The 22,414-nt window shown below is 65.9% G+C and carries 25 protein-coding genes, 1 tRNA gene and 1 pseudogene; 9 read left to right on the top strand and 18 right to left on the bottom strand.

What is annotated here, in order from left to right:
- A pseudogene (locus H556_RS16440) lies at positions 1 to 226 on the top strand (M61 family metallopeptidase); the annotation flags it as partial.
- A gap of 272 nt (positions 227 to 498) precedes the next feature.
- Here H556_RS16440 and rplL read toward each other — a convergent pair.
- The 5 genes from rplL to H556_RS0115480 all read right to left on the bottom strand — a co-directional run bounded on the left by rplL (position 499) and on the right by H556_RS0115480 (position 3,906).
- Positions 499 to 879 carry a 50S ribosomal protein L7/L12 gene (rplL, locus tag H556_RS0115500; protein ID WP_003168523.1) on the bottom strand — a complete coding sequence of 127 codons (381 nt, stop codon included), beginning with the start codon at positions 877 to 879 and terminating at the stop codon, positions 499 to 501.
- Between the two features lie 55 nt (positions 880 to 934).
- Complete coding sequence (rplJ, locus tag H556_RS0115495; RefSeq protein WP_024355300.1) at positions 935 to 1,450, bottom strand: 50S ribosomal protein L10; 516 nt, start codon at positions 1,448 to 1,450, stop codon at positions 935 to 937.
- Between the two features lie 341 nt (positions 1,451 to 1,791).
- Positions 1,792 to 2,241: an NUDIX hydrolase gene (locus tag H556_RS0115490; RefSeq protein ID WP_024355299.1), complete on the bottom strand. Its 450-nt coding sequence runs from the start codon at positions 2,239 to 2,241 to the stop codon at positions 1,792 to 1,794.
- Positions 2,241 to 3,242, bottom strand: a complete 1,002-nt coding sequence (locus H556_RS0115485) for an inorganic phosphate transporter (protein WP_024355298.1) — start codon at positions 3,240 to 3,242, stop codon at positions 2,241 to 2,243. The genes H556_RS0115490 and H556_RS0115485 overlap by 1 nt, the downstream gene beginning before the upstream one ends.
- Positions 3,243 to 3,249: 7 nt before the next feature.
- Positions 3,250 to 3,906, bottom strand: coding sequence for a DUF47 domain-containing protein (locus H556_RS0115480; RefSeq protein WP_024355297.1), 657 nt, complete (start codon positions 3,904 to 3,906; stop codon positions 3,250 to 3,252).
- On the opposite strand from H556_RS0115480, the gene H556_RS0115475 reads away from it, so the two are divergent.
- Entirely contained in the window at positions 3,905 to 5,284 is a 1,380-nt protein-coding gene (locus tag H556_RS0115475) for an aspartyl/asparaginyl beta-hydroxylase domain-containing protein (protein WP_245559523.1), read from the top strand. The genes H556_RS0115480 and H556_RS0115475 overlap by 2 nt on opposite strands.
- Here H556_RS0115475 and H556_RS0115470 read toward each other — a convergent pair.
- Positions 5,257 to 5,682, bottom strand: a complete 426-nt coding sequence (locus H556_RS0115470) for a winged helix-turn-helix transcriptional regulator (protein ID WP_024355295.1) — start codon at positions 5,680 to 5,682, stop codon at positions 5,257 to 5,259. The two genes, H556_RS0115475 and H556_RS0115470, sit on opposite strands and share 28 nt — an antisense overlap.
- A gap of 55 nt (positions 5,683 to 5,737) precedes the next feature.
- Between H556_RS0115470 and H556_RS0115465 the strand changes: the two genes are divergently transcribed.
- Both H556_RS0115465 and H556_RS0115460 read left to right on the top strand, forming a co-directional pair.
- On the top strand, positions 5,738 to 6,349 hold the full coding sequence (locus H556_RS0115465) for an NAD(P)-dependent oxidoreductase (protein ID WP_024355294.1): 612 nt from the start codon (positions 5,738 to 5,740) through the stop codon (positions 6,347 to 6,349).
- A 13-nt stretch (positions 6,350 to 6,362) separates the two neighbouring features.
- Positions 6,363 to 6,875, top strand: coding sequence for a nuclear transport factor 2 family protein (locus tag H556_RS0115460; protein ID WP_024355293.1), 513 nt, complete (start codon positions 6,363 to 6,365; stop codon positions 6,873 to 6,875).
- 118 nt (positions 6,876 to 6,993) lie between these two features.
- Here the strand turns inward: H556_RS0115460 and rplA are convergent, their stop codons facing one another.
- The 6 genes from rplA to H556_RS0115430 form a co-directional block, all read right to left on the bottom strand.
- Positions 6,994 to 7,683 (bottom strand): 50S ribosomal protein L1, encoded by a 690-nt coding sequence (gene rplA / locus H556_RS0115455; RefSeq protein ID WP_003168515.1) that lies wholly within the window; start codon positions 7,681 to 7,683, stop codon positions 6,994 to 6,996.
- Positions 7,684 to 7,686: 3 nt separating this feature from the next.
- Positions 7,687 to 8,118, bottom strand: a complete 432-nt coding sequence (gene rplK, locus H556_RS0115450) for a 50S ribosomal protein L11 (protein ID WP_024355292.1) — start codon at positions 8,116 to 8,118, stop codon at positions 7,687 to 7,689.
- A gap of 197 nt (positions 8,119 to 8,315) precedes the next feature.
- Positions 8,316 to 8,891, bottom strand: a complete 576-nt coding sequence (gene nusG / locus H556_RS0115445; protein WP_003168512.1) for a transcription termination/antitermination protein NusG — start codon at positions 8,889 to 8,891, stop codon at positions 8,316 to 8,318.
- A 13-nt stretch (positions 8,892 to 8,904) separates the two neighbouring features.
- On the bottom strand, positions 8,905 to 9,204 hold the full coding sequence (secE, locus tag H556_RS0115440; protein WP_024355291.1) for a preprotein translocase subunit SecE: 300 nt from the start codon (positions 9,202 to 9,204) through the stop codon (positions 8,905 to 8,907).
- A gap of 70 nt (positions 9,205 to 9,274) precedes the next feature.
- Positions 9,275 to 9,350, bottom strand: a tRNA-Trp gene (locus H556_RS0115435).
- A 138-nt stretch (positions 9,351 to 9,488) separates the two neighbouring features.
- Positions 9,489 to 10,019, bottom strand: a complete 531-nt coding sequence (locus H556_RS0115430) for a pyridoxamine 5'-phosphate oxidase family protein (protein WP_024355290.1) — start codon at positions 10,017 to 10,019, stop codon at positions 9,489 to 9,491.
- A gap of 17 nt (positions 10,020 to 10,036) precedes the next feature.
- On the opposite strand from H556_RS0115430, the gene H556_RS0115425 reads away from it, so the two are divergent.
- Complete coding sequence (locus H556_RS0115425) at positions 10,037 to 10,549, top strand: hypothetical protein (RefSeq protein WP_024355289.1); 513 nt, start codon at positions 10,037 to 10,039, stop codon at positions 10,547 to 10,549.
- Positions 10,550 to 10,608: 59 nt separating this feature from the next.
- Positions 10,609 to 11,349 carry a Crp/Fnr family transcriptional regulator gene (locus H556_RS0115420; RefSeq protein WP_024355288.1) on the top strand — a complete coding sequence of 247 codons (741 nt, stop codon included), beginning with the start codon at positions 10,609 to 10,611 and terminating at the stop codon, positions 11,347 to 11,349.
- A gap of 64 nt (positions 11,350 to 11,413) precedes the next feature.
- Here the strand turns inward: H556_RS0115420 and H556_RS0115415 are convergent, their stop codons facing one another.
- From H556_RS0115415 to H556_RS0115400, 4 genes are all read right to left on the bottom strand, one after another.
- Positions 11,414 to 12,067 carry an OmpW/AlkL family protein gene (locus H556_RS0115415; protein ID WP_024355287.1) on the bottom strand — a complete coding sequence of 218 codons (654 nt, stop codon included), beginning with the start codon at positions 12,065 to 12,067 and terminating at the stop codon, positions 11,414 to 11,416.
- 192 nt (positions 12,068 to 12,259) lie between these two features.
- Positions 12,260 to 12,379, bottom strand: coding sequence for a cytochrome bd-I oxidase subunit CydX (gene cydX, locus H556_RS0115410; protein WP_024355286.1), 120 nt, complete (start codon positions 12,377 to 12,379; stop codon positions 12,260 to 12,262).
- Between the two features lie 22 nt (positions 12,380 to 12,401).
- Positions 12,402 to 13,550, bottom strand: a complete 1,149-nt coding sequence (cydB, locus tag H556_RS0115405) for a cytochrome d ubiquinol oxidase subunit II (RefSeq protein WP_024355285.1) — start codon at positions 13,548 to 13,550, stop codon at positions 12,402 to 12,404.
- 26 nt (positions 13,551 to 13,576) lie between these two features.
- On the bottom strand, positions 13,577 to 15,142 hold the full coding sequence (locus H556_RS0115400) for a cytochrome ubiquinol oxidase subunit I (protein ID WP_024355284.1): 1,566 nt from the start codon (positions 15,140 to 15,142) through the stop codon (positions 13,577 to 13,579).
- Between the two features lie 184 nt (positions 15,143 to 15,326).
- On the opposite strand from H556_RS0115400, the gene cydD reads away from it, so the two are divergent.
- The 3 genes from cydD (at position 15,327) to H556_RS0115380 (ending at position 19,218) form a co-directional block, all read left to right on the top strand.
- Positions 15,327 to 16,988, top strand: a complete 1,662-nt coding sequence (gene cydD, locus H556_RS0115395) for a thiol reductant ABC exporter subunit CydD (RefSeq protein ID WP_245559521.1) — start codon at positions 15,327 to 15,329, stop codon at positions 16,986 to 16,988.
- Positions 16,985 to 18,649 (top strand): amino acid ABC transporter ATP-binding/permease protein, encoded by a 1,665-nt coding sequence (locus H556_RS0115390; RefSeq protein ID WP_024355282.1) that lies wholly within the window; start codon positions 16,985 to 16,987, stop codon positions 18,647 to 18,649. Before cydD ends, H556_RS0115390 begins: the two co-directional genes overlap by 4 nt.
- A gap of 197 nt (positions 18,650 to 18,846) precedes the next feature.
- Positions 18,847 to 19,218 (top strand): hypothetical protein, encoded by a 372-nt coding sequence (locus H556_RS0115380; protein WP_024355281.1) that lies wholly within the window; start codon positions 18,847 to 18,849, stop codon positions 19,216 to 19,218.
- A 43-nt stretch (positions 19,219 to 19,261) separates the two neighbouring features.
- On the opposite strand, the gene H556_RS0115375 is transcribed toward H556_RS0115380, so the two are convergent.
- Together H556_RS0115375 and H556_RS0115370 are read right to left on the bottom strand one after the other, a co-directional pair.
- Positions 19,262 to 20,575, bottom strand: a complete 1,314-nt coding sequence (locus H556_RS0115375; protein WP_024355280.1) for a hemolysin family protein — start codon at positions 20,573 to 20,575, stop codon at positions 19,262 to 19,264.
- 124 nt (positions 20,576 to 20,699) lie between these two features.
- Positions 20,700 to 22,283: a PAS domain-containing hybrid sensor histidine kinase/response regulator gene (locus tag H556_RS0115370; protein ID WP_024355279.1), complete on the bottom strand. Its 1,584-nt coding sequence runs from the start codon at positions 22,281 to 22,283 to the stop codon at positions 20,700 to 20,702.
- Between the last annotated feature and the right edge of the window lie 131 nt (positions 22,284 to 22,414).

The raw sequence follows: 22,414 nt of genomic DNA, 5'->3' as shown, positions 1-22,414 counted from the left end.
GGAACTGGTGGCCGTCAACGACCTCGCCGGCTCGGCCGAGAAACTGCGCGACGCCATCACCGCCGCCAAGGGGACCGACGCCCCGATCCGCCTGCTGCTCAAGAACGGCGACCGCTACCGCACGGTCGACTTCGACTACCACGACGGCCTGCGCTACCCGCGCCTGGAGCGCATTCCCGGCACGCCGGATCGGCTGGGCGACATCCTCAGCCCGCGCCGGCGGTAGAAACCAAGGCGCGGCGCGCCTCTCCCTCCCCTTCATGGGGAGGGTGGTCGACGCGAAGCGGAGCCCGGGTGGGGGGGACTTGGCGACCCTGATCTCAGCGTTTGATTTGCCTCGCCGCCCCCCCCCGGCTTCGGCCTGACGGCCTCAGCCACCCTCCCCATGAAGGGGAGGGAGAAGATCGCGCTTCAAAAAGAAAACGGGCCGGAGGTTTCCCTCCGGCCCGCTTCGCTTTGAAAGCTGTCTCTGGCGAACCAGAGGCCAGATCCGAAATCTTACTTGATTTCGACCTTGGCGCCGGCTTCTTCCAGCTTCTTCTTCAGCTCTTCAGCGGCTTGCTTCGAGACGTTCTCGACGACCGGCTGCGGAGCGCCTTCGACCAGGTCCTTGGCTTCCTTCAGACCCAGGTCGGTGCGGACGCCGCGGACTTCCTTGATGACGTTGATCTTCTTGTCGCCGCCGTCAACCAGGACAACGGTGAACTCGGTTTGCTCTTCAGCAGCTTCAGCCGGAGCAGCGCCACCGGCGACAGCAGCGACGGCGACCGGAGCAGCAGCCGAGACGCCCCACTTGTCTTCCAGCAGCTTCGACAGTTCAGCGGCTTCCAGGACGGTCAGAGCCGACAGTTCTTCAACGATTTTGGCGAGATCAGCCATTTTAGTCTTCCTTCGGTAGGATGAGGTTCAGAGAGATATGCAGAGATGACGGGGCTTAGGCGGCGTCTTTGGTCGCGTACGCGTTGAAGACGCGGGCCAGTTGGCCGGCAGGCGCCTGCAGGACGCCAGCAACCTTGGTCGCCGGGGCTTGCAGCAGGCCGATGAGCTTGCCGCGCAGTTGATCCAGCGACGGCAGCTTGGACAGAGCCTCGACGCCCTTGGCGTCCAGAACCTTGTCGCCCATGAAACCACCAAGGATGTTGAACTTGTCGTTCCCCTTGGCGAATTCGGCCGTGACCTTGGCGGCGGTGACCGGGTCGGCTGCATAAGCGATGCCCACGGGACCCTTGAACAGGTCGTGGTACTCGCTGCCTTCCTCGACGCCCAGCGCCTTGAGCGCCAGACGGTTCTTCACCACCTTGAACGCGCCGCCTTCCTTACGAAGGCGACGGCGCAGGTCTTCCATCTCCACAACGGTCAGACCCAGGTTGTGGGTCACGACCACGGCGCCCGCGTCGGCGAACACGCTCTTCAGCTGTTCGATCGACTCGGCTTTTTGTGCGCGGTCCATTGTGGTCTCCAGTTTTGGCATTCGCCGCCGGGCTTATTCCCGACGACGGATTTGGCTTAAGCGCCATGCATCGCTGCACAGCGTTCAGGCCGGTCGTATTGTCCGAAGGAAGCGCGGCCCGCCCGCCGGATACCGGCAGGACGAAAGCTCTTTGCATCCCCATCTCCCCACGGCGCCAGAGGGCTCTCTGGACGATTATGACGCGGGCGACCCCCGCATCCCGAAGTTCTCGGACAGGCATCGTCAGAACCGAGGCCCTGACGAGATGCGGGCTCTATACACGGCCCGGCGGGAAAATCAACGGCTGGGCGGCGCCTTCCAGCGCCCGACACGAAAGCGGCCTATTCGGCCACGCCGCCGCTTGGCTGGAAGTGAAGGATCAGCTCCGACAGTTCCGCCTCGTCCACCGCCGCGGCGGCGTCTTCAGCCGACATCCAGCGGCGTTCGCGCTGGGCGTCCTCGGGCCAGGCGCCCAGTTGGATGAAGACCTCCAGCGGATAGACGCTGGCGATGGTGGCCTGAACCCGCCCCGACTTCAGCCGCTTGCCATAGCGGAACCAGCCGATGGGCGCGCCCATGACGTCGCCCTGAACGCCCGCCTCCTCATAAGCCTCGATTACGGCCGCTTCGGCGTCGGTCTTGCCGGCCATGCGGTTGCCCTTGGGGATGACCCAGCGCCGCGTCTCGCGCGAGGTGATCATCATGATCTCGACGCCGTCCGCGCCGTGCCGCCAGGGCAGGGCCGCGACCTGACGCGTCTCCGATGACAGGGTGCGGGGCTTGCTCGACATCAGGTCAGGAACAGGCCGCCCACGGCGTAGAACAGGGCGCCGATGGCGGCGGCGGCGGGCATGGTGATGAACCAGGCGGTGACGATGCTGCGCGCCACGCTCCAGCGCACGGCCGAGACACGCTTGGCCGCGCCCACGCCGACGATGGCGCCGGTGATGGTGTGGGTGGTTGAAACGGGTATGCCCATGCTGGTCGCCGCGAACAGGGTGATCGCCCCGCCCGTCTCAGCACAGAACCCCTGCTGGGGGCTGAGCCGCGTGATCCGCGACCCCATGGTGTGAACGATCTTCCACCCGCCGAACAGGGTGCCCAGGGCGATGGCCGCCTGACAGGTGATGACAACCCAGAAAGGCACATGGAACTCTCCGCCCAGCATGCCGCGCGAATAGAGCAGAATGGCGATGATCCCCATCGTCTTCTGGGCGTCGTTGCCCCCGTGCCCCAGGGAATAGGCCGAGGCGGAGACGAACTGCAAACCACGGAAGACTCGGTCGGCGAAGTTCGGATTGGCCTTGGCGAACAGCCAGGACACGATCAGCACCAGCAGCAGCGCCAGCAGGAAGCCGATCGCCGGAGACATGAAGATGGCCCCGACCGTCTTCAGCACGCCGCTGATGACCACGGCCCCGCCGCCCGCCTTGGCCACCCCGGCCCCCAGCAGGCCGCCGATCAGGGCGTGCGAACTGGACGACGGAATTCCGAACAACCAGGTGATGATGTTCCAGCTGATGGCCCCCATCAGGGCGCCGAAGATCACCTGATCCGAAATGATGTCCGGCGAGATGATGCCTCGACCGATCGTGTCCGCAACGTGCAGCCCGAAGAACAGAAAGGCGATGAAGTTGAAGAAGGCCGCCCACCCCACCGCATAGATCGGCGGCAGAACGCGCGTGGCTACGATGGTGGCGATGGAATTGGCCGCATCGTGCAGGCCGTTCAGAAAGTCGAACAGCAGGGCGACGCCGATCAGGAAGATCAGGATCAGGAGGGCGTGGTCCATGATGGTCCTACAGGTGCTCGACCAGGACGCCGTTGATGCGGTTGGCCACATCCTCGAACCGGTCGATCACCTTCTCCAGGTGATCCAGCAGTTGGCTGCCGATGATGAAGCCCAGAGTGTTGCCGCCCGTGCCGTCATGGCGGTGCGCCTCATACAGCGCCTTCATCCCGGCGTCGTACAGGTCGTCGCTGCGCGCCTCCAGATCGGTGATGCGCTCGGTCAGGACCACCAGACGTTCGTGGTTCTTGCGCATGGCCGGCAGCAGGGTGAAGGCTTCCTGCGTCAGAGCCGCGCACTGCACGGCGATGTCGGCCAGTTCCTGCATCTTGGGCGAGAAGGCGCGCATCTCGTACAGGGTGACCACCTTGGCCGCCTTCTGCATCTGGTCGATGGTGTCGTCCAGCGAGTTGGTCAGGCCGCGAATGTCGGCGCGGTCGAACGGGGTGATGAAACTGCGGCGCACGGCGAACAGAACCTCGCGCGCGACCTCGTCGGCTTCCTCTTCATGGGCGACCACCTTGGCGCACCATTCGCCGGTCTCCGGCCCGCCGTCCATCATCTTGCGCAGCGCGCCCGCGCCGTGAACCAAGCTCAGAGCATGGGCGTCGAAAAGCCGAAAGAAGTTGTCTTCCTTAGGCAGCAGCGCCTGAAACCAGTTGAGCATGGTCGTCTCCCGCAAAGCCGCCTCCTGCGTGTGGAGGATCAAGCCGGGCTCCAACTCCCGGCTTACAGCCGCTTCGTCAAGTCATCCGTATGCGGATTTCAGGTTTTCTTCCCCCACTATTGACGCCCCCCATGTGGCGCCTCATGAGGAAAAGTGTCATTTATATGGTCAAATAACGGCCAAAATCGCCATGCCATACCCTGCAGCGCAAGAACGTCTACTGGTCGCCGCCGGCCAGGCCCTGGCTCGTCGCGACCCCCGTTCCGCACTGGAATTGCTTGATCAGGCCGATCAATTCGGCCCGACGCACAATGCGACTCTGAATCGCGCCGTCGCCCTGCGTCTGCTGGGCGACTATCATGGTTCGTTGCGCGTACTGGATGACGCGCTGGAGATGCGCCCCTACGACTTCATGGCCCTGTTGGCGAAAGGGGCCATGCTGGAGAAGATCAACCAGCCCAAGGCGGCGATCGAGATCTATCGCAATGCTCTGAAGATCGCCCCCCCGCGCGATTCCTGCCCGCCGGGCGTCATCGCCCAAATGGATTACGCTGACCGCCTGGTCGAACAACACGCCAGAAATCTGGCCGATTTCATGAAGGACCGCGTGGCGTCCCTAAAGCCCGAACTCAGTGACGCCAGCCGCGAGCGTTTCGATGAGGGGCTCGAAATTTATGCCGGATTGAAGCAGCCGCCCAGACACCAACCGCTGCTGCTCAACTATCCGCGCCTGCCCATCATTCCCTTTTATGACCGTTCCCTGTTTCCGTGGCTGTCGACGCTGGAAGAGGCGACGCCGGTGATTCAGGCCGAGTTGACCGCCCTGCTTGAAACCGACTTTGACGCCTTCTCTCCCTACATCGCCTATCCTAAGGGAGCGCCGGTGAACCAATGGGGCGAGTTGAACCATTCGCGCAAATGGACCTCCCTCTTCCTGTGGAAGGACGGACGACGCCAGGACGATATCTGCGCCCGCGCGCCTGCCACAGCCGCCCTTCTGGAAAGCCTGCCCATGGCGGATCAGGAGGATTTCGCCCCTACGGCTGTATTCTCCGCCCTACAGCCCAAGACGCACATTCCACCGCACACGGGCTCGTCCAATGTGCGCCTGCTGACCCACCTGCCCCTGATCCTGCCGGGCCCGGCGCGCTTTCGCGTAGGCAATACAGTTCGCGAATGGGAGATGGGCACGGCATGGGTGTTCGACGACACCATCGAGCACGAAGCCTGGAATGACGCCGAATCCATGCGGGTCATCCTGATTTTTGACGTCTGGAACCCCTACCTGGACGAAGGCGAAAAGCGCCTGATCACCGAGATGATGAAGGCGCAGCGGGACTATATGTCAGATCAGGCTTCGCCCCGCCCCTTGTCATAGGCTGACCGAGCGGCCGCCACCTGCTCCATCCGCGTCTCGGCCCAGTCGATCATCGGTCGCAGGGCCTTCACCAGTTCCCGCCCCAGAGGCGTGATGGCGTAGGTGACCGAGACAGGCACGCTGGCCTCCACCGTGCGGGTGACAAGGCCGTCGCGCTCAATCTGACGCAGGGTCTGGCTGAGCATCTTCTGGGACACGCCTTCTATCCGGCGCTTCAGCGCGTTGAAGCGCATCGGGCCGTCATCCAGCGTCGTCAGCAACAAAACTGTCCATTTATCCGCGATCCGATCCAGCAGCAGGCGGGTCGGACAGTCGACAGCATAGACGTCGCCGCGACCATCCTCGCGCACGTCGGTCACCGCCGGGGAACCTGGTGAGGAAAAAGTGCCTTCTTGCATGGCCGCTTCCCCTATCACACCTGGTACCCATTGGTAACTTAAAGAGAGCAAGCCGATGAAAGTGACTGTTCTGGGCGCAAGCGGCCGCGCCGGTTCGGAGATCGTCAAGGAACTGGACCGACGTGGACATGCCGTGACCGCCGTCGCCCGACGGCCTGAACGCATTCCCGAGACGCCTGGCGTCACCGCCGTCGCAGGAGACGTCAACCAGCCTCAGACCCTCGCCCCTGCCCTGAGCGGCGCCGACGCCGTCGTCAGCGCCATCATGTTCGTCGACAGCGATCCGCAGCGCCTGATCAAGGCGGTCAAGGACGCGGGCGTCCCGCGCTACCTGGTCGTAGGCGGCGCAGGCAGTCTGGAAGTCGCCCCCGGACGGGCGCTGATCAACACGCCCGGCTTTCCCGACGCCTACAGGGCCGAGGCCGAGGCGGGCGGGCGCTTCCTCGAAACCCTGCGCGCCGAACCGGAACTGAACTGGACCTTCCTGTCGCCGTCGGCCCTGTTTGACGGGTCAGAGCGCACCGGGACCTTCCGACTGGGCGACAACACCCTGCTGACGGACGATCAGGGCGACAGCCGCATTTCCTTCCCCGACTACGCCATCGCCATGGTCGATGAGATCGAGACGCCCCGTTACCCCCGCGCCCGCTTCACCGTCGGCTACTGAAAAGGGCGCACAGATGAAATCGTTCGCGCTGGCCGCACTGGCCGCCCTCACCTTCAACGCCGCAGCCGCTCCGGCCAGCGCCGGTGAGGCGCCCTCTGCTTCGGCACAGACGTCCGCCGCGCGCACCCCGACTGAAGCCGAAAACGCCCGGATCGTCGTCGCCTTCTATGATCTGGCCTTCAACCAGCATCGCCCGACCGAGGCGGCGCGGCTCTACATCGGCGACCGTTACATCCAGCACAATCCCCTCGTGCCTAACGGCGCCGAGCCATTCTACGCCTACTTTGAAGGCTTCTTCCGCGACAACCCGCAATCGCGCGCCACCATCCACCGCGTGATCGCAGACGGCGATCTGGTCGCCCTGCATGTCCATTCGCAAGAGACGCCCGACGATCCCGGCCGCGCCATCGTCGACATCTTCCGCGTCGAGAACGGCAAGATCGTTGAGCATTTCGACGTCATACAGGCCGTCCCCGCCACAACCGCCAACGGCAACACCATGTTCAGCGGCGACAAGGCCGACTGACCGAGCCAGCGAATACACGCCTCAAGCAGCGCGAGGCGCGGCGAACGTAATCAACAAAGAAAACGGCCCCGGAAGATCGCTCTTCCGGGGCCGTCGTCATTCTTAGCCGTGAAGCCTATCAGGCGCCCAGCGAAGCCGGGTCGACCTTGAAGCCGGGGCCCATCGTCGAGGACAGGGCGATGCGCTTCACATAGGTGCCCTTGGCGCCCGACGGCTTGGCGCGGACGAGGGCGTCCACGATAGCCTTGACGTTGGCTTCCAGGGCGTCCTGCGTGAAGGAGGCCTTGCCGATGCCGGCGTGGACGATGCCCGCCTTTTCGACGCGGAACTCAACGGCGCCGCCCTTGGCGTCCTTGACAGCCTGGGCGACGTTCGGGGTCACGGTGCCGACCTTCGGGTTCGGCATCAGACCGCGCGGGCCCAGCACCTTACCCAGACGGCCGACCAGGGCCATCATGTCCGGCGACGCGATAACGCGGTCGAACTCCATGAAGCCGCCAGCGATCTTCTCGTACAGGTCTTCAGCGCCGACGTGCTCGGCGCCGGCCGCCTTGGCTTCTTCAGCCTTGGCGTCCTTGGCGAAGACCGCGACGCGGACGTCACGGCCGGTGCCCGAGGGCAGGTTCACCACGCCGCGGACCTGTTGGTCGGCGTGACGCGGGTCGACGCCCAGGTTGACCGAGATTTCGATCGACTCGTCGAACTTGGCCTTGGCGTTGTCTTTCACCAGCTTGATGGCGTCCGAGAAAACCAGCAGGTCTTCGGTCACGCCCGTGCGGGCCTTATGGGCTTTGGTCAGCTTAGCCATGTCTTAGCCCTCCACCACTTGAATGCCGATGGCGCGGGCCGAGCCCTCGATGATGCGCGACGCGGCGTCCAGGTCGTTCGCGTTCAGGTCCTTCATCTTCTTCTCGGCGATTTCGCGCAGTTGCGTCTGCGTGATCTTGCCGGCGAACTCGCGGCCGACGAGCTTGGAGCCCGACTTGATGCCAGCGGCCTGCTTCAGATACCAGGTCGCCGGCGGGGTCTTGGTGATGAAGGTGAACGACTTGTCCTGATAGACGGTGATGACGGTCGGAAGCGGGGTGCCCTTGGCTTCCTTCTCGGTCCGCGCGTTGAACTCCTTGCAGAAGCCCATGATGTTCACGCCGCGCTGACCCAGAGCCGGGCCGATCGGGGGCGAAGGCGTGGCCGAGGCGGCCGGCACTTGCAGCTTGATATAGCCGAGAATCTTCTTGGCCATTGGTCTCTCCTATGAATGACCCGATGACGATGCGTCGGGCCGGTGAGCCGTGGTCCGGCATGGCTGCCTCCCACGGATTTGCCGCCGGGCGACTCGAGGGTCGTCCAGCGAAGGCGCGCGTTTAGCAGGCAGACCCTGAAAACGCAAACGGGACCGCCCGGAGACGGTCCCGATCTCTGCGTGGCGTCAGCGGCCGATCAGGCGCTGACCTTCTCCACCTGATTGTATTCCAGATCGACCGGGGTCGGACGGCCGAAGATGGAGACGGCCACGCGCAGGCGGGCGTTCTCTTCGTCGACGCTTTCGACCTGACCGTCGAAGCTGGCGAACGGGCCGTCGGTGACCTTGACGTTCTCGCCGATGTCGAAGCGGATGGTAGGCTTCGGACGCTCAACGCCCTCTTCCACCTGGCCGATGATGTTCTGGACTTCGCGTTCCGAGACCGGCAGCGGCTTGGTGCCGCCCGCGGCGCCCAGGAAGCCCGTGACCTTCGGCGTGTTCTTGACCAGGTGATAGGCCTCGTCGGTCATCTCCATCTTCACCAGCACATAGCCGGGGAAGAATTTGCGCTCGGCGTTGACCTTCTTGCCGCGGCGGATCTCGACGACATCCTCGGTCGGGACCAGGATCTCAGAGAAGGCGTCTTCCAGGCCCTGCTGCTTGGCCTGATCGCGCAGCTGTTCCGCGACCTTCTTCTCGAAGTTGGAATAGGCGTGGACGATGTACCACTTGTGGCGGGGATTGGCCGCCGGCTTGGGCGCTGCATCGGTCATATGCGCGTCTCCTTTATTGGCCAAGGCTGAGGATGAGGCGGGACGCGAAGCCAAGGCCCGTATCCACGATCCAGAAGAAGGCTGCGGCGATCAGCACCATGATGAAGACCATCACCGAAGTGATCCAGGTCTCCTTGCGGCTGGGCCAGGTGATCTTGCGGGCCTCAGCGCGAACTTCGCTGATGAATTGGGGGATGGACGTCTTTTTCTTCGGCGCGGGCGCGTCGACGGCCACGGTCGCTGCGCCTTGCGCGGCTGCTGCGGTCTTGGTCCCCGTGGTGCGGCGGCCGCCGGGGGTCTTCGCCTTGGCCATTTGACGTCTCTTCAACCTCTGGATCCTGCTGCTCCACATGGGAAGTCCCAGGCGATAACAACAGGGGGAATGGCAGGAGTGGAGGGACTCGAACCCCCGGCCCTCGGTTTTGGAGACCGATGCTCTACCAGCTGAGCTACACTCCTAGTGTCCCGGACAAAGATCAGCGCGCCGTGGAAATCGTTCCAGCGGCGCGACCCTCGCCAGAGGGGGGCGTATGCCCGAGCCCCACGGCCATTTCAAGGGCCATCTGCGCCGCAGACGCATGAAGTCGCGGATTTTCCTCAGAACAACCGCGCCACGGCGCTCGGCTCATAGCTCAGGCCTTTGACCAGGTCGTCGGGGTCGCCGATCGAGAAGGATTCGGCCCGGCTGCGGCCGCCGATGACCGCCACCGCCTTGATGGTTTCCGGAACCACCTTGACCACGGCCACAGCGTCGCCGCCCGGCGCCCACGGACTGAAATCCGGCGAGCGGGCGATAATCAGATCGTTCAACCGCTTCACCTCATCGCCGTCCGTCACCTCTTCGGCGCGACCGTCGATGGAGACGCCGACCGCCTCGCCCTCTTCGCCCACGCCGCGCACCGCCACGCCGACGCGCGGATCGGCGGTCAGGTTCTTCAGCTTCTCGCTGTCGCGGCCGGTGACGAAATACAGGTTCAGCCCGTCGTTCAGATAGCCCAGCGTCGCCGCCTGCGGGCGTCCATCCGCCCGGTTCACCGCCAGGGTCATCAGCTTCTGGCTGTCCAGCAGCTTCAGGATGGCGGCCACCGCCCCGCCGTGGATCGGGGTCGTGCGCGAGGTCGAGCTCATGGCGATTCTCCAAAAGGATGGCGACAACAGACTGGGACGGCAGCTTCATCCCGGCCTTGACGCAGATCAAGGCGACTGGACGCCGCTTCGGTTCCAATCGTCCCATGACAGAGTCCCGCCTCGCGCCTGACGCGCCTCGTCTCGAGGTGTCCCCCCTCAGCAAAGCCGAGGCGCCGGCCGCCTTCGCCCTGGCGCGGTTGTGGCGCCCCAGTCTGGAGCCCGCCCAGTGGGACGCCTTCCTGTCGTCCTGGCGCGCCGCGCCGGAGAGCCGCGGCATCCTCAGCGCCCGCAATCAGCGCGGCGGGGTGCTGGGCTTCGTCAGTTGGTGGCGCCAGCCTGACCTGGAGTACGGCGAGACCCTGTGGGCCGGTCCCTTCGTGGTGCGCGAGATGGGCGTGCGGCCGCTGGTGCGTCAGAGCCTGGCCGTCGAGCTGACATCCCTCGCCGCCCAACTGGGCGCCCGGCTGCGCTATGCCGAAGAGGCCCATACGCCGGACTGCGCCGTCGAAAGGACGGCTAGGACAGGCTGACCTATTCGAAATCGGCGACGCTTGGCCTAGACTGCCCCGTCATCCGGGAGACGACCTTCGTGAACACCGCTGCGGCCCAGACCCAAATCGAAGAGGTGCGTCTGGAGGACGTGCATCCGTGCGCCAGCTGCGGCGCCCGTCCGCTGGGCGTCTGCGCCGACCTGAAGGGGCATGAGCTCCAGAGCATGGCCTGCGCCAGCGAGACCGTCACGGCCCAGCCGGGGCAGGCCCTGTTCCATGAAGGCGATCCCAATCCCTTCGTCTTCAACGTCGTGGACGGAGCGGTGAAGCTGTATCGCCTGCTGCCTGACGGGCGTCGCCAGATCACCGGATTCCTGTTTCAGGGCGACTTTCTGGGCCTGGGCGGGCGCGGAGCCTCCAGCTTCACGGCCGAGGCCCTGACGCCGCTGAACGCCTGCCGCTTCCGGCGCAGCGACTTCGATCAACTGCTGAACGCCCTGCCCGCGCTGGAGCACCGCCTAGTGGCCCTGGCCGGGGACGAACTGATGGCGGCTCAGGAACAGATCGTCCTTCTGGGCCGCAAGACGGCGCGCGAGCGGCTGGCCAGCTTCCTGACCCGCCTTGCTGAACGTCAGGTGCAGTTGGGCGGCCCGGAGGGTCAGGTCCACCTGCCGATGACCCGGCTGGACATCGCCGACTACCTGGGCCTGACGATCGAGACGGTCAGCCGGGTCTTCACCCAGTTCAAGACCTCGGACCTGATCCAGCTTCTGCCGGGCAACGACGTCGCCCTGCCCGATCCGGCCGCGCTGAAGGCTCTGGGCGAAGGCGCCGCCTGATCCATTTTCATTGAAGGGATAAGGGGACGCGGCCTGACGTTCCGCGCCCCTCCCCGCATCGGCTCTAGAACTTGCGGCCGACGCCCACCGACACGACCCAGGGATCCAGACTGACGCTGCTCTTCAGCGCGCCGCCGTTGATCTTGGCGTCCGTGTCGAACCACACCTTCTTGGCGTCCAGGTTCAGCGTCCAGGGGCCGGAAATGTTCCAGTCCGCCCCGGCCTGAAGGGCGACGCCGAAGCCGTTGTCCAGATCGACCTCGAAGCCGTTTTTGTCCTTGCCGCTGAAGAAGGCCATGTAGCTGACGCCCGCACCGACATAAGGGCTGATCGTCGCGTTCGGGGTCGGCCGGTATTGCAGCGTCACCACCGGCGGCAGCACCCAGGTCTCATGCACCGCAACATCCGTTCCCGCCCCCTTGGCGCGGACTTCATGCTGGGTCGCGCCCAGAATGGCCTCGACGGCCCAGTGGTCAGCGACGAAATAGGTGAAGCCCAGCGTCGGCATCCAGTCGTCGCCCACATCGACCTTCAGGCCGCTGTCGGCCCCGGCGGCGGTGACGATGGCGTCGTCGGCCTGGGGCAGGACGCCGGTCATGCGGGCGGTGACGATCAGCGAGCCCTTGCCCACCGGTTCGGGTGCGGCCGTCTGGGCGGAAGCTGCGCCCGCGACAGCCAGCAGGCTGACGGAAGCGATAAGGGCGGCGGCGTTTTTCATCGGTTCAATCCCCGACATTCGCCGGGTCGGAAGAGGGCCCGGCTTCGATGTCCCGATCACCCTGCGCCCACCCCGTCCGTCTCGCCTTGATCCATCGCAAGCAGCGGATATTTCATCGGTTTCGTTCAAGAAAAATCCCCTCCGGCGAGCGCCGAAGGGGATGATTCAGTTCAGTCCGTCAGAGGTCGGGTTTCAGGGCTCGGAGTGCCCCTCATCCCCTTCGTCGAACAGCCGGAACTCGTGCCACAGGCCGTTCAGGACGCCAAAGGCCACCGCCAGGCCGAGGCCCAGGATCCAGGCGAAATACCACATGAGATGATCTCCTTTCGCGGGATCAGTAGAGGTCGGGGTTGGTCTTCAGCGCGTCCATCGTCGAGCGGCCCCACAGCACCTTATAGACCCAGGAGGTGTAGAGCAGGACGAAGGGCAGGAAGACCGCGACCACGATCAGCATGATGAACAGGGTCGTGTGGCTGGACGAAGCGTTCCACACCGTCAGGCTGGACTGGGCGTCGATCGAGCTGGGCAGGATGAAGGGGAACATCGACAGGCCGACCGTCGAGATGATCCCGACCGCCGAAGCCGACGATCCGCCGAAGGCCAGGGCCGCCGACTTGCGCCACATCCCCAGCAGACCGACCGCAGCGCCCGCAAAGCCCAGAACGGGCGCGATGAGCATCCACGGATAGCGGCCGTAGTTGTCCATCCAGGCGCCCGGCGCCGCCTCCACCGCCGTGCGCAGGGGGTTGGAGGCGCCCGCCGTGTCGACCACGCCGGTGATGCGGAAGCCCATGTCGCCGAAGGCGACCATGGCTCCGCCGATGGCGAACAGCACCAGACTGGCTGCACCGGCGGCGGTGCCGATGGCGCGAGCGCGTTTCAGCACCGGACCTTCTTCGCCCTTGATCGACAGCCAGGCCGCGCCGTGCAGGACCAGCATGGACACCGACAACAGGCCGCAGATCAGAGTGAAGGGCGAGAACAGACCCAGCAGGCTGCCCTCATAGAAGCTGCGCAGGTCGCTCGTCAGGCGGAAGGGCGCGCCCAGCAGGACGTTGCCGACCGCCACGCCGAACACCAGAGCCGGAACGAAGCTGCCGATGAACAGGCCCCAGTCCCACATGGAGCGCCAGCGCGCCTCGGGCCGCTTGGAGCGATACTTGAACGACACCGGCCGCAGTATCAGCGCGGACAGCACCAGGAACATCGCCAGGTAGAAGCCCGAGAAACTGACGGCGTAGACCTGCGGCCAGGCGGCGAAGATCGCCGCTCCGCCGACGATGAACCAGACCTGGTTGCCTTCCCAGGTCGCGCCGATGGTGTTGATCACCATGCGACGCTCTTCATCCTTCTTGGCGACGAAGGGCAACAGGGCGCCGACGCCCATGTCGAACCCGTCGGTCAGGGCGAAGCCGATCAGCAGCACGCCCAGCAATCCCCACCAGATCAGGCGGAGGGTGGTGTAGTCGAGGGGGAGTTCCATCTCTCTTTTTTCCTTCAACGACCGGGTCAGGCGACCGCGGGCTCGCCTTCCGTGCGGGCGTCTTCTTCGCGGGCTTCCTGCTCAGCGAACGGCCCCTTCTTGACCGCGCGCAGGATCAGGCCGACCTCGACGACGGCGAGGGCGCCGTACAGCAGGGTGAAGCAGATGATCGTGGTCCACAGATGCGCCACCGTCAGGCTGGACGCGCCCAGGAAGGTCGGCAGAACGCCTTCCACGGCCCAGGGCTGACGCCCCACTTCGGCCAGAAGCCAACCGGCCTCGATCGCGATCCACGGTAGCGGGATGGCCAGGACGGCCAGGCGCAGGAACCACTTGGTCTCATGCTTGCGCAGGGTGCACAGCACGAAGGCCGCGCCGAACAGGCCGATCATCAGGAAGCCGATGCCCGCCATGAAGCGGAACACCCAGAACATCAGCGGCACGTTCGGCACCGTCGACCAGGCGGCCAGCTTGATCTGGTCCGGCGTCGCGGCGCGCGGATCCTCGACATAACGCTTCAGCAGCAGGCCATAGCCCAGGTCGTTGCGGACCGTCTCGAACTGGCCGCGCGCAGCCATGTCGGTCGGATCGGCCTTGACCTTCTCCAGCGCGTCATAGGCGACGACGCCGCGTTCGATGCGGTCTTCGGCGACGGCGACCAATTCCAGGATGCCCTCGACCGGCTTGTCGATGCTGCGCGTCGAGATCAGGCCCAGAACATAGGGCACCTTGACCTCGAAGTGGGTGTGACGGTCCTCAAGGTTCGGCAGGCCGAACAGGGTCAGGCCGGCGGGCGCCTCTTCGGTGCGCCACATGGCTTCCAGGGCGGCCAGCTTCATCTTCTGGTTGTCGGTCAGCGCATAGCCCGACTCATCGCCCAGAACGACCACCGACAGCGAGGACAGCAGGCCGAAAGCGGCGGCGACGGTCATCGACCGCTTGGCGAAGCCCTTGTGCTTGCCCTTCAGCAGATAGAAGGCCGAGATGCCCAGCACGACCACGGCGGCGCAGACGTAACCGGCCGACACGGTGTGCACGAACTTGGCCTGGGCCACCGGGTTGAAGATCACCGCCATGAAGTCGGTGATTTCCATACGCATGGTGTCGGGATTAAAGGCCGCGCCGACGGGGTTCTGCATCCAGCCGTTGGCGACCAGGATCCACAGGGCCGACAGGTTGGTGCCCAGGGCGACCATGAAGGTGACGAACAGGTGGGCGTGCGGCTTCAGCTTGTCCCAGCCGAAGAACATCAGGCCGACGAAGGTCGCCTCAAGGAAGAAGGCCATCAGGCCCTCGATCGCCAGCGGCGCCCCGAAGATGTCCCCGACGTAGTGGGAATAGTAGCTCCAGTTCATGCCGAACTGGAATTCCATCGTCAGGCCGGTGGCGACGCCCAGCACGAAGTTGATGCCGAAAATCGTGCCCCAGAAACGGGTGATCGTCCGCCAGATCGGCCGGCGGGTCATCACATAGATGCTCTCCATGATGACCAGCATGAAGGAGAGGCCCAATGTGAGGGGCACAAACAGAAAGTGGTATAGCGCCGTCAGTGCGAACTGAAGGCGTGAAAGGTCTACGACCGCCAGGTCGATCATCGTTCCAGGCTCCTGACCGCCAGCCCCCATCGACCGGCGTTCTACTCTAACCTAAAGCCACGCGGTTTGGCGCGCCTTGATCCTGATCAAAGCCGACAGAGCCGACTCGGACTAGACGGCGTTTCGCCCAAGGTCCTTTCGTCCCATGGGCCTTTTGCCCAATCCCGCGTCGTCGGCGATCATGGCTGATCCGCTGATCGACCCTGGAGACAAGATGACGGCCCAGCCGATCGCCCCCAACGCCCCTGCCTTAGACGACACGCAGCCCGCCGCCTGGTTGAAGGCCGCTCTGGCGCCCTGGCGGCGGCTGATGACCCTGGGCGGCGCGCTGGTCATCGCCGACACCGTGCCTGCGGTCGGATTCGCAGCCGGTCTGGCCCTGGCGGTCGGCGCCCTGCCTCAAGGCATCGACGGCGCCCTGCCGGGCCTGGGTCTGGCAGCCGTCTCCCTGCTGGCGCGCGGCGCGCTCAGCCACACTGCGGTCAAGGTGAACACTCGCGCGGCCCGCGCCGCCAAGAACGGAATTCGCCGCTCCATCCTGACGGAGGCCCTGTCCGGCCGTCTCTCCGACGCCGCCGCCATGACCGCCGTCGTCGAAGGGGTCGAGGCCCTGGACGGCCATGTCGCGCGCTTTTCGCCCGCCCGCACGGCGGCCGCCGCCTCGCCGCTGATTCTGATCGCCGTGACCGCCATAGTCAGCCCCTTCACCGCCGGCATACTGATCTTCACCCTCCTGCCCTTCATCATCGGCATGGCCCTGACCGGCATGGCGGCGGGCGCCGAAAGCCGTCGTCAGTTCCAGGCGCTGGAACGGCTGTCGGGCCTGTTCCTGGACCGGGTTCGCGCCCTGCCCGCCATTCTCGCCTTTCAGGCCGAGACGCAGCAGAGCCGCGTCATCGCCCGCGCCTCCGACGACCTGGCCCGCCGCACCGGCAAGGTGCTGAAGGTCGCCTTCCTGTCCTCGGCGGTGCTGGAGTTCTTCTCCGCCCTGGCCGTGGCCCTGGTCGCCGTTTATTGCGGCTTCAACCTGCTGAAGCTGCTGCCCTTTCCGGCGCCGGAACAGCTCAGCCTGACGCGCGCCTTCTTCGTTCTGGCGCTGGCGCCGGAAGTCTATCAGCCGATGCGCCGCCTCGCCGCCGCCTACCACGACCGTCAGGCCGCCGAGTCCGCCGTCCCCAGCCTGCGTCGCCTGAGCGTCGAAGCGACGCGGAGCACGCGCCCGCCCCGTCCCGGCCAGGCGCCCGCCATCGCCTTCCACGACGTCGCCATCGCCTATGACGGCGCGCCTGTGATCGAAGGCTTCACTCTGGATGTCGCCCCCGGCTCAATCGTCGCCCTGACCGGCCTCAGCGGTTCGGGCAAGAGCAGCCTGCTGCACCTCTTTCTGGGCCTGTCGCCTCTCAGCGCGGGAGAGGTCATGATCGGCGAAACACGCCTGTCTCAGGGGGGAGATCTGACCGACTGGATCGCCTGGGCCGGGCAAGCCCCGGTCGTCATTCGCGGCACCCTTGGCGAAAACATCGCCCTGGCCCATCGCGGCGCGACGCCCGAGGCCGTGGAACAGGCGGCGCGCAAGGCGGGCCTGAACGGCGCGCTGGACCGCCCAATCGACGAACGCGGCGGCGGCCTGTCGGGCGGCGAGCGCCGCCGTCTGGGTCTGGCCCGCGCCTTCCTGAAGCCCGCGCCCCTGCTGCTTCTGGACGAACCCACCGCCAATCTTGACGCCGACGCCGAAGCCGCCCTGCTGCCCGTCATCCGCGAAGCCGCGCGCGGCCGCACCGTCCTGATCGCCACCCATTCCGACGCCGTCGCCGCCCTGGCCGACAAGGTGGTGCGCCTGTGAGCCGTTCTGATTCGCCTGGCGTCGCCCGCCTGAAGGCCCTGATCCGCGCCCAGGAGAAGGCTCAGCGCCCGCGCCTGCTGGCCGCCTCCGTCACCGCCGCCCTGGTGTCGGCCGGCGCCGTCCTGCTGCTGGGCCTGTCGGGCTGGTTCATCACCGCCGCCGCCCTCGCCGGCGCCGCCGGACCCGCCGTGGCCCACGTCTTCAACTACATGGTGCCCAGCGCCATGATCCGCTTCTTCGCCATCGTGCGCACCGCCTCCCGCTATGGCGAGCGCGTCACCGGCCACGACGCGGCGTTGAAGGCGCTGGCCGCCCTGCGTCCGCAGTTGTTCATCGGCCTGGCGCGCGCCCCCACGACCAAAGCCCTTTCCTTGGCGGGCGGCGAAGCCTCCGCCCGGCTGGTTCAGGACGTGGACGCGATTCAGGACCGTTTCGTGCGCCTGTCGACGCCCTGGGGCGCGGGGGCCGGTCTGATCGCCGGCGTCGGCATGGCGGCCCTCGCCGGATGGGCCCCGGCGCTGGTCGTCGCGGGCGCCGCCGCTCTGGGCGTCATCCTGGCCGTCGTGATCGGGCGCCGCTTCGCCGAGCCCGCCGGCCAGCGCCTTCAGCAGGCGTCCGGCGCCCTGAAGACCGAGTTCGCCGCCCTGGCCGCCGCCGCGCCCGAGCTTCAGGCCTATGGCATGAAGGCCTGGGCCGCCGACCGTCTGGCCGAACATGGCGACGCCGTCGAAGACGCCGCCGAACGACTGGCGCGCGCTGGCGGCCTGATCATGGCCAGCCAGAGCCTCGCCATGGCCGCTGGCGTGGCGGGCGCGGCTCTGGCCGCAGGCGCGGGGGCCCCTGCCCTGACCGCCCTGTCCATGCTGGCCGCCGTGGCCACGGTTGAAAGCGCAGGAACCCTGCTGAACGCCCTGCGCCAGAACGGCGCGGTGAAGGCGGCGGTCCAACGTCTGGGCGAACTTCTGGACGAGGAGGCGCCCGCCTTGCCGGTCGCTGCTGCATCTCCGAGCCTGCGCCTGTCCGGCGCCGATCTGGCGGTCGCCCCGCCGCAGCGCCTGGCGATCACTGGCCCGTCCGGCGCGGGCAAGACGACCCTGATTGAACGCATGATGGGCCTGCGCCCCGCCTCCCCCGGCGAGATCCTGCACGGAGACGCCGACGCCGCCGCCCTCGGCGCCGAGGCCTTGCGTCCCCTGTTCGCCTATGCCCCGCAGCAGGCGGTGCTTCTAACCGGCAGTGTGCGCGAAAACCTGCGCCTGGCCGCCCCGTCAGCCTCGGACGACGATCTGTGGGCCGCGCTGGAAGACGCCGCCCTGGCCGACCGCATCCGCGCCGCGCCCGGCGGGCTGGACGCCTCCGTAGGCGAGAACGGCGCCCGCCTGTCGGGCGGCGAGCGACGCCGTCTGGGGCTCGCCCGCGCCTATCTGCGCCCGGCGCCCTGGCTGGTGCTGGACGAACCCACCGAAGGTCTGGACGCCGCCACCGAAGCGCAGGTGCTTGAACTGCTCTCCGCCCGTCTGCATCACAGCGGTCAGGGCTTGATCGTCGTCAGCCACCGCCCGGCGCCCCTGGCTCTGTGCGACGCCGCCCTGACCGTTTCGGGCATAGACGCCGACGGCCGCATCCAGATCAGTGCAAGGCCCCGGCAAGCCGCCGCCTGATAGCGCCATATCTTTGATCTCCATCAAGGCGACGCGGGCGTTTAGCGGCTCTTCTGTCGGCAGAGGAGATCACCCATGCCCGCAGACATCATCGCCCCCATCGTCGCCATCAGCGCCTTCTTCATGACCTTCATCGTCGGCATGGCCTACGGCTGCATCGCCAGCAGCCTGGCCAAGCCCGAAGAGGGCTGAGCCTCATGACCCTGCATCACATCCGCCTTGAGCTCGCGCGGGCGCCCGAACATCCGCACGGAGACGCTGGGGACGGCTACGACCTGGTCTTGACGCTGGACCAGAACGCCCGGCTCGACACAGCCGCCATCGCCATCGCGCCAGAGAAGACCCGTGTCCGCCGCTTCAAGGGCACGCAGACGCTGGCTATCGGCCAACTGACCCGCGCGGAAGACGGCCGGTGGATTCTCGACCTTCCAGGCGAAGATGCGGACGCCGAAGGTTTCCGTCTGGAAGACGAACAGTTCGTCGTCGGCGAATACGTCTCCCTGGCCCAGCCGGGCGGGGACATGCGCGCCTATCGCGTCACCCTGGCCCAGCCGCTTCCCACGGCCTGACAGCCGCTGACAATCGAAGCCTTCCGCGACGCCGCCTGAGAGTTCAGGCGGCGTCGTCGGCGTGCGTGTGGATCACTGGGCGGAACAGCAGCTTATCGATGCGACGGTCGTCCATGTCGATGACCTCGACCTCGAAACGGCCCAGTTGCAGGATGTCGCCCTCGTTCGGCACGCGCGACAGATGGTGCAGCACCAGACCCGCCACAGTGTGGAAGCCTTCGTGCTCGCCGAAGTCTTCGCCCAGGATTTCACCCAGTTCGTCCAGATCAATCTGACCGTCGACCGCCCAGGTCCCGTCATTGCGTTTGCGCACGGCGGTTTCGGTCTCGTCGTGGCTTTCGTTGAAGTCGCCGGCGATCATCTCCAGCAGGTCCGTGGCCGTGACCACGCCTTCAAAGGCGCCGTATTCGTCGACGACGAAGGCCATGTGCACCTTCGATCCCTTCAGGATCTCCAGCGCCTTCAGCACCGAGGTCGACTGGGGGATGAAGGCCGGTTCGGCCACCAGCGTCTCGACGTTGAACTCGCCATTGGTGAGCAGGCTGTCCAGCAGGTCTTTCTTGTGGACCACGCCCAGCGGATTATCGATATCGTTGTCCCGCGCCACCACGATACGCGAATAGGGGCAGGTGCGGATTTCCTCGCGCAGCGTCTCTTCGGAATCGTCCAGCGCGATCCAGTAGACCTCGTGGCGCGGCGTCATGGCCACGCGCACCGCCCGGTCGCCCAGGCGCAGGATCTCTTCGATCATCTCCTGCTCTTCCGGCTCGATCAGCCCCGCAGACGTGCCCTCGGCCAGAATGCTTTCCACCTCTTCCTGGGTGACGTCCGAACCATCGCGGTCCTTAACGCCCAGCAGCTTCAGGATGCCCGAGGTCGAGGCCGTCAGCAGCAGCACGAACGGCTTCATCACCAGGGCCAGGGTCGAAATCGGACCGGCCATCTTGGAGGCGATGGTCTCAGGGAAGATCAGGGCCAGCCGCTTGGGCACCAGCTCGCCGACAATCAGCGAGACATAGGTGATCAACACCACCACCACGGCGGTGGCGATGATCTGCGAATAAGGCGCCAGGGCGGGCAGGTTCGCCTTGAGAATCTCATCCAGCTGGCCGGCGATAGCCGCCTGACCATAGGCGCCCGCCAGAATACCGATCAGGGTGATGCCCACCTGGACGGCCGACAGGAACTGCGTCGGCTCTTCGGCCAGCTTCAACGCGGCTCGGGCGCCGCGGTCGCCTCTTTCGGCGCGGCTCTGCAGCTTGGATTTTCGGGAAGACACGACCGCAAGTTCGGTCATGGCGAAAAGGCCGTTCAGCACCACAAGCAGCAGCACGACGACGATAGCGATGGTCAACATCGAAAAGGGAGAAGCCCTGACGCGGCGCGACTAACGGCGTCCGCGCGGCCTATAGTAAAGATGAACCTCGGTCCGCGCCAGCTTTCTTGTCGGCTATGCGGCGGCCCGTCGCTGCCGCCCCGCATCAGGCCGCCGTCGGAATCTTGACTTCCGACCACGTGTCGGCTGCTGCGGCGCCCCGCTCCATCCCGTTCAACAGAATCTGCAACGTAACCGGCTTGGCTGTCAGATGGTCCGCCCCGGCCTGCATGGCCTTCACATGGTGCGCCTCGGTCGTATTGGCGGTCAGCATGACGATCGGCGTGCGGCGCCGCCCTGATCGCGCCTCGGCCGCCCGGATACGCCGCATGGCTTCCAGTCCGTCCATGACCGGCATCTGCATGTCCATCAGAACCATGTCGAACGGCTCAAGCATGAAGCGCTCGACGCCCTCCGCGCCATTGTCAGCGGTGACGATCTCAAAGCCCAGCGGCTCCAGCAGACAGCGCACTACCATCTGATTGGCCGGATTGTCCTCCACCGCCAGCACGCGCAGGCGTCCCGCCGGTTCCGGCTGTTCCGCCGTCTCCGCCGAAGCCTCGTCGCTATTAGGCGCCTGCCGCTCGATGGGTATGGCCACGCGGAATACACTGCCGCGTCCCAAGGCCGATTCCGCCGAAATCGTTCCGCCCATCAACTCCGCCAACAGGCGACAGATCGACAGCCCCAGTCCGGTCCCGCCGAATTGGCGCGAGATGGCGTCGTCGGCCTGAACGAACGGCTGGAACAGACGCTGCGCCGCCTGTTCGTCGAAACCGATCCCCTCATCCTCCACCTCGATAAGCAGGCGCTCTGCCTGCGCGTCGCCGGCCACATCGACGCGAACCGCCACATGGCCCTGAGCCGTGAACTTCACCGCATTGGAGACCAGATTGGAGACGATCTGCGCGATCCTTACGCCATCGCCGACCACCATGCCGTTCGCCGCATCGCTGAAGGTCGCCGCCAGCGTAAGCCCCTTGGCCTCGGCCCCTGCACGGCGCATCTCCACGACCGCGCCGATATCGGCCCTCAGGTCGAACGGCGCGGGTGCCAGGGTGAACTGCCCCGCCTGCATTTTCGACAGGTCCAGCATGTCATCCAGCACCCGGCGCAACGCATCCCCCGCCCCCGTGATCAGGTTCAGCATCTCGTTCTGGCGCGGAGTCAAGGTCGTGTGCGTTAGGGCCGACGCCAGCCCCAGCACGGCGTTCAACGGGGTGCGGACCTCATGGCTGATGTTCGCAAAGAAGCGATCCCGCGCCTCGGCGGCCTGGCGCGCTTCCGCCTGCGCAACCTCCAGCGCCTTCAGCGCCCGCACGTGATCCGAGACCTCGAAGCGAATGGCCGTATAGGTTTCCGGCCGCCCATCAGACCCGAGATTCGGCACAATGGTGGTGTCCACCCAGTAGGGCGCGCCAGCCTTGGTGCGGTTCTCAATGGTGCCGCGCCATACCTGACCGCTCGCAATGGTGCGGTACAGATCGCGGAAATAGTCGCGCGTGTGGGCGCCGGAGTTCACTACCCTGTGCGTCTGGCCGATCAGTTCCTCGCGCGAATAGCCGCTGACCGCCTCGAACTTGTCGTTGCAATACAGGATGCGGCCGGCACGGTCGGTGATCGCCACAATGGCGGCCTCGTCCAGTGCGGCAGAGAGCCCCGCCCGGCGGGGCCAATCGACGTCAGACATTAGTTAGGGGGTCCTTTCAGACCGCCACATGCGCCCGCCATCGCTGCCAAATGCTTAATCGTAACACCCGACCAAGGTCTAGGGTTACGCTTTGATCCAGCGCAAAACGCCCGTCGGCCATGCAAAACGGC

It is taken from the genome of Brevundimonas naejangsanensis DSM 23858, from assembly GCF_000421705.1.
Lineage (GTDB): Bacteria > Pseudomonadota > Alphaproteobacteria > Caulobacterales > Caulobacteraceae > Brevundimonas > Brevundimonas naejangsanensis.
This window is presented reverse-complemented; position numbering and strand designations above follow the sequence as displayed.

Excerpts from the sequence above, each read along its gene's own strand:
- rplL (WP_003168523.1), bottom strand. The coding sequence starts at position 879 with ATGGCTGATCTCGCCAAAATCGTTGAAGAACTGTCGGCTCTGACCGTC.
- rplJ (WP_024355300.1), bottom strand. The coding sequence starts at position 1,450 with ATGGACCGCGCACAAAAAGCCGAGTCGATCGAACAGCTGAAGAGCGTG.
- H556_RS0115490 (WP_024355299.1), bottom strand. The coding sequence starts at position 2,241 with ATGTCGAGCAAGCCCCGCACCCTGTCATCGGAGACGCGTCAGGTCGCG.
- H556_RS0115485 (WP_024355298.1), bottom strand. The coding sequence starts at position 3,242 with ATGGACCACGCCCTCCTGATCCTGATCTTCCTGATCGGCGTCGCCCTG.
- H556_RS0115475 (WP_245559523.1), top strand. The coding sequence starts at position 3,905 with ATGGTCGTCTCCCGCAAAGCCGCCTCCTGCGTGTGGAGGATCAAGCCG.
- H556_RS0115480 (WP_024355297.1), bottom strand. The coding sequence starts at position 3,906 with ATGCTCAACTGGTTTCAGGCGCTGCTGCCTAAGGAAGACAACTTCTTT.
- H556_RS0115470 (WP_024355295.1), bottom strand. The coding sequence starts at position 5,682 with ATGCAAGAAGGCACTTTTTCCTCACCAGGTTCCCCGGCGGTGACCGAC.
- H556_RS0115465 (WP_024355294.1), top strand. The coding sequence starts at position 5,738 with ATGAAAGTGACTGTTCTGGGCGCAAGCGGCCGCGCCGGTTCGGAGATC.
- H556_RS0115460 (WP_024355293.1), top strand. The coding sequence starts at position 6,363 with ATGAAATCGTTCGCGCTGGCCGCACTGGCCGCCCTCACCTTCAACGCC.
- rplA (WP_003168515.1), bottom strand. The coding sequence starts at position 7,683 with ATGGCTAAGCTGACCAAAGCCCATAAGGCCCGCACGGGCGTGACCGAA.
- rplK (WP_024355292.1), bottom strand. The coding sequence starts at position 8,118 with ATGGCCAAGAAGATTCTCGGCTATATCAAGCTGCAAGTGCCGGCCGCC.
- nusG (WP_003168512.1), bottom strand. The coding sequence starts at position 8,891 with ATGACCGATGCAGCGCCCAAGCCGGCGGCCAATCCCCGCCACAAGTGG.
- secE (WP_024355291.1), bottom strand. The coding sequence starts at position 9,204 with ATGGCCAAGGCGAAGACCCCCGGCGGCCGCCGCACCACGGGGACCAAG.
- H556_RS0115430 (WP_024355290.1), bottom strand. The coding sequence starts at position 10,019 with ATGAGCTCGACCTCGCGCACGACCCCGATCCACGGCGGGGCGGTGGCC.
- H556_RS0115425 (WP_024355289.1), top strand. The coding sequence starts at position 10,037 with ATGGCGACAACAGACTGGGACGGCAGCTTCATCCCGGCCTTGACGCAG.
- H556_RS0115415 (WP_024355287.1), bottom strand. The coding sequence starts at position 12,067 with ATGAAAAACGCCGCCGCCCTTATCGCTTCCGTCAGCCTGCTGGCTGTC.
- cydX (WP_024355286.1), bottom strand. The coding sequence starts at position 12,379 with ATGTGGTATTTCGCCTGGATCCTGGGCCTCGGCCTGGCGGTGGCCTTT.
- cydB (WP_024355285.1), bottom strand. The coding sequence starts at position 13,550 with ATGGAACTCCCCCTCGACTACACCACCCTCCGCCTGATCTGGTGGGGA.
- cydD (WP_245559521.1), top strand. The coding sequence starts at position 15,327 with ATGGCTGATCCGCTGATCGACCCTGGAGACAAGATGACGGCCCAGCCG.
- H556_RS0115380 (WP_024355281.1), top strand. The coding sequence starts at position 18,847 with ATGACCCTGCATCACATCCGCCTTGAGCTCGCGCGGGCGCCCGAACAT.
- H556_RS0115375 (WP_024355280.1), bottom strand. The coding sequence starts at position 20,575 with ATGTTGACCATCGCTATCGTCGTCGTGCTGCTGCTTGTGGTGCTGAAC.
- H556_RS0115370 (WP_024355279.1), bottom strand. The coding sequence starts at position 22,283 with ATGTCTGACGTCGATTGGCCCCGCCGGGCGGGGCTCTCTGCCGCACTG.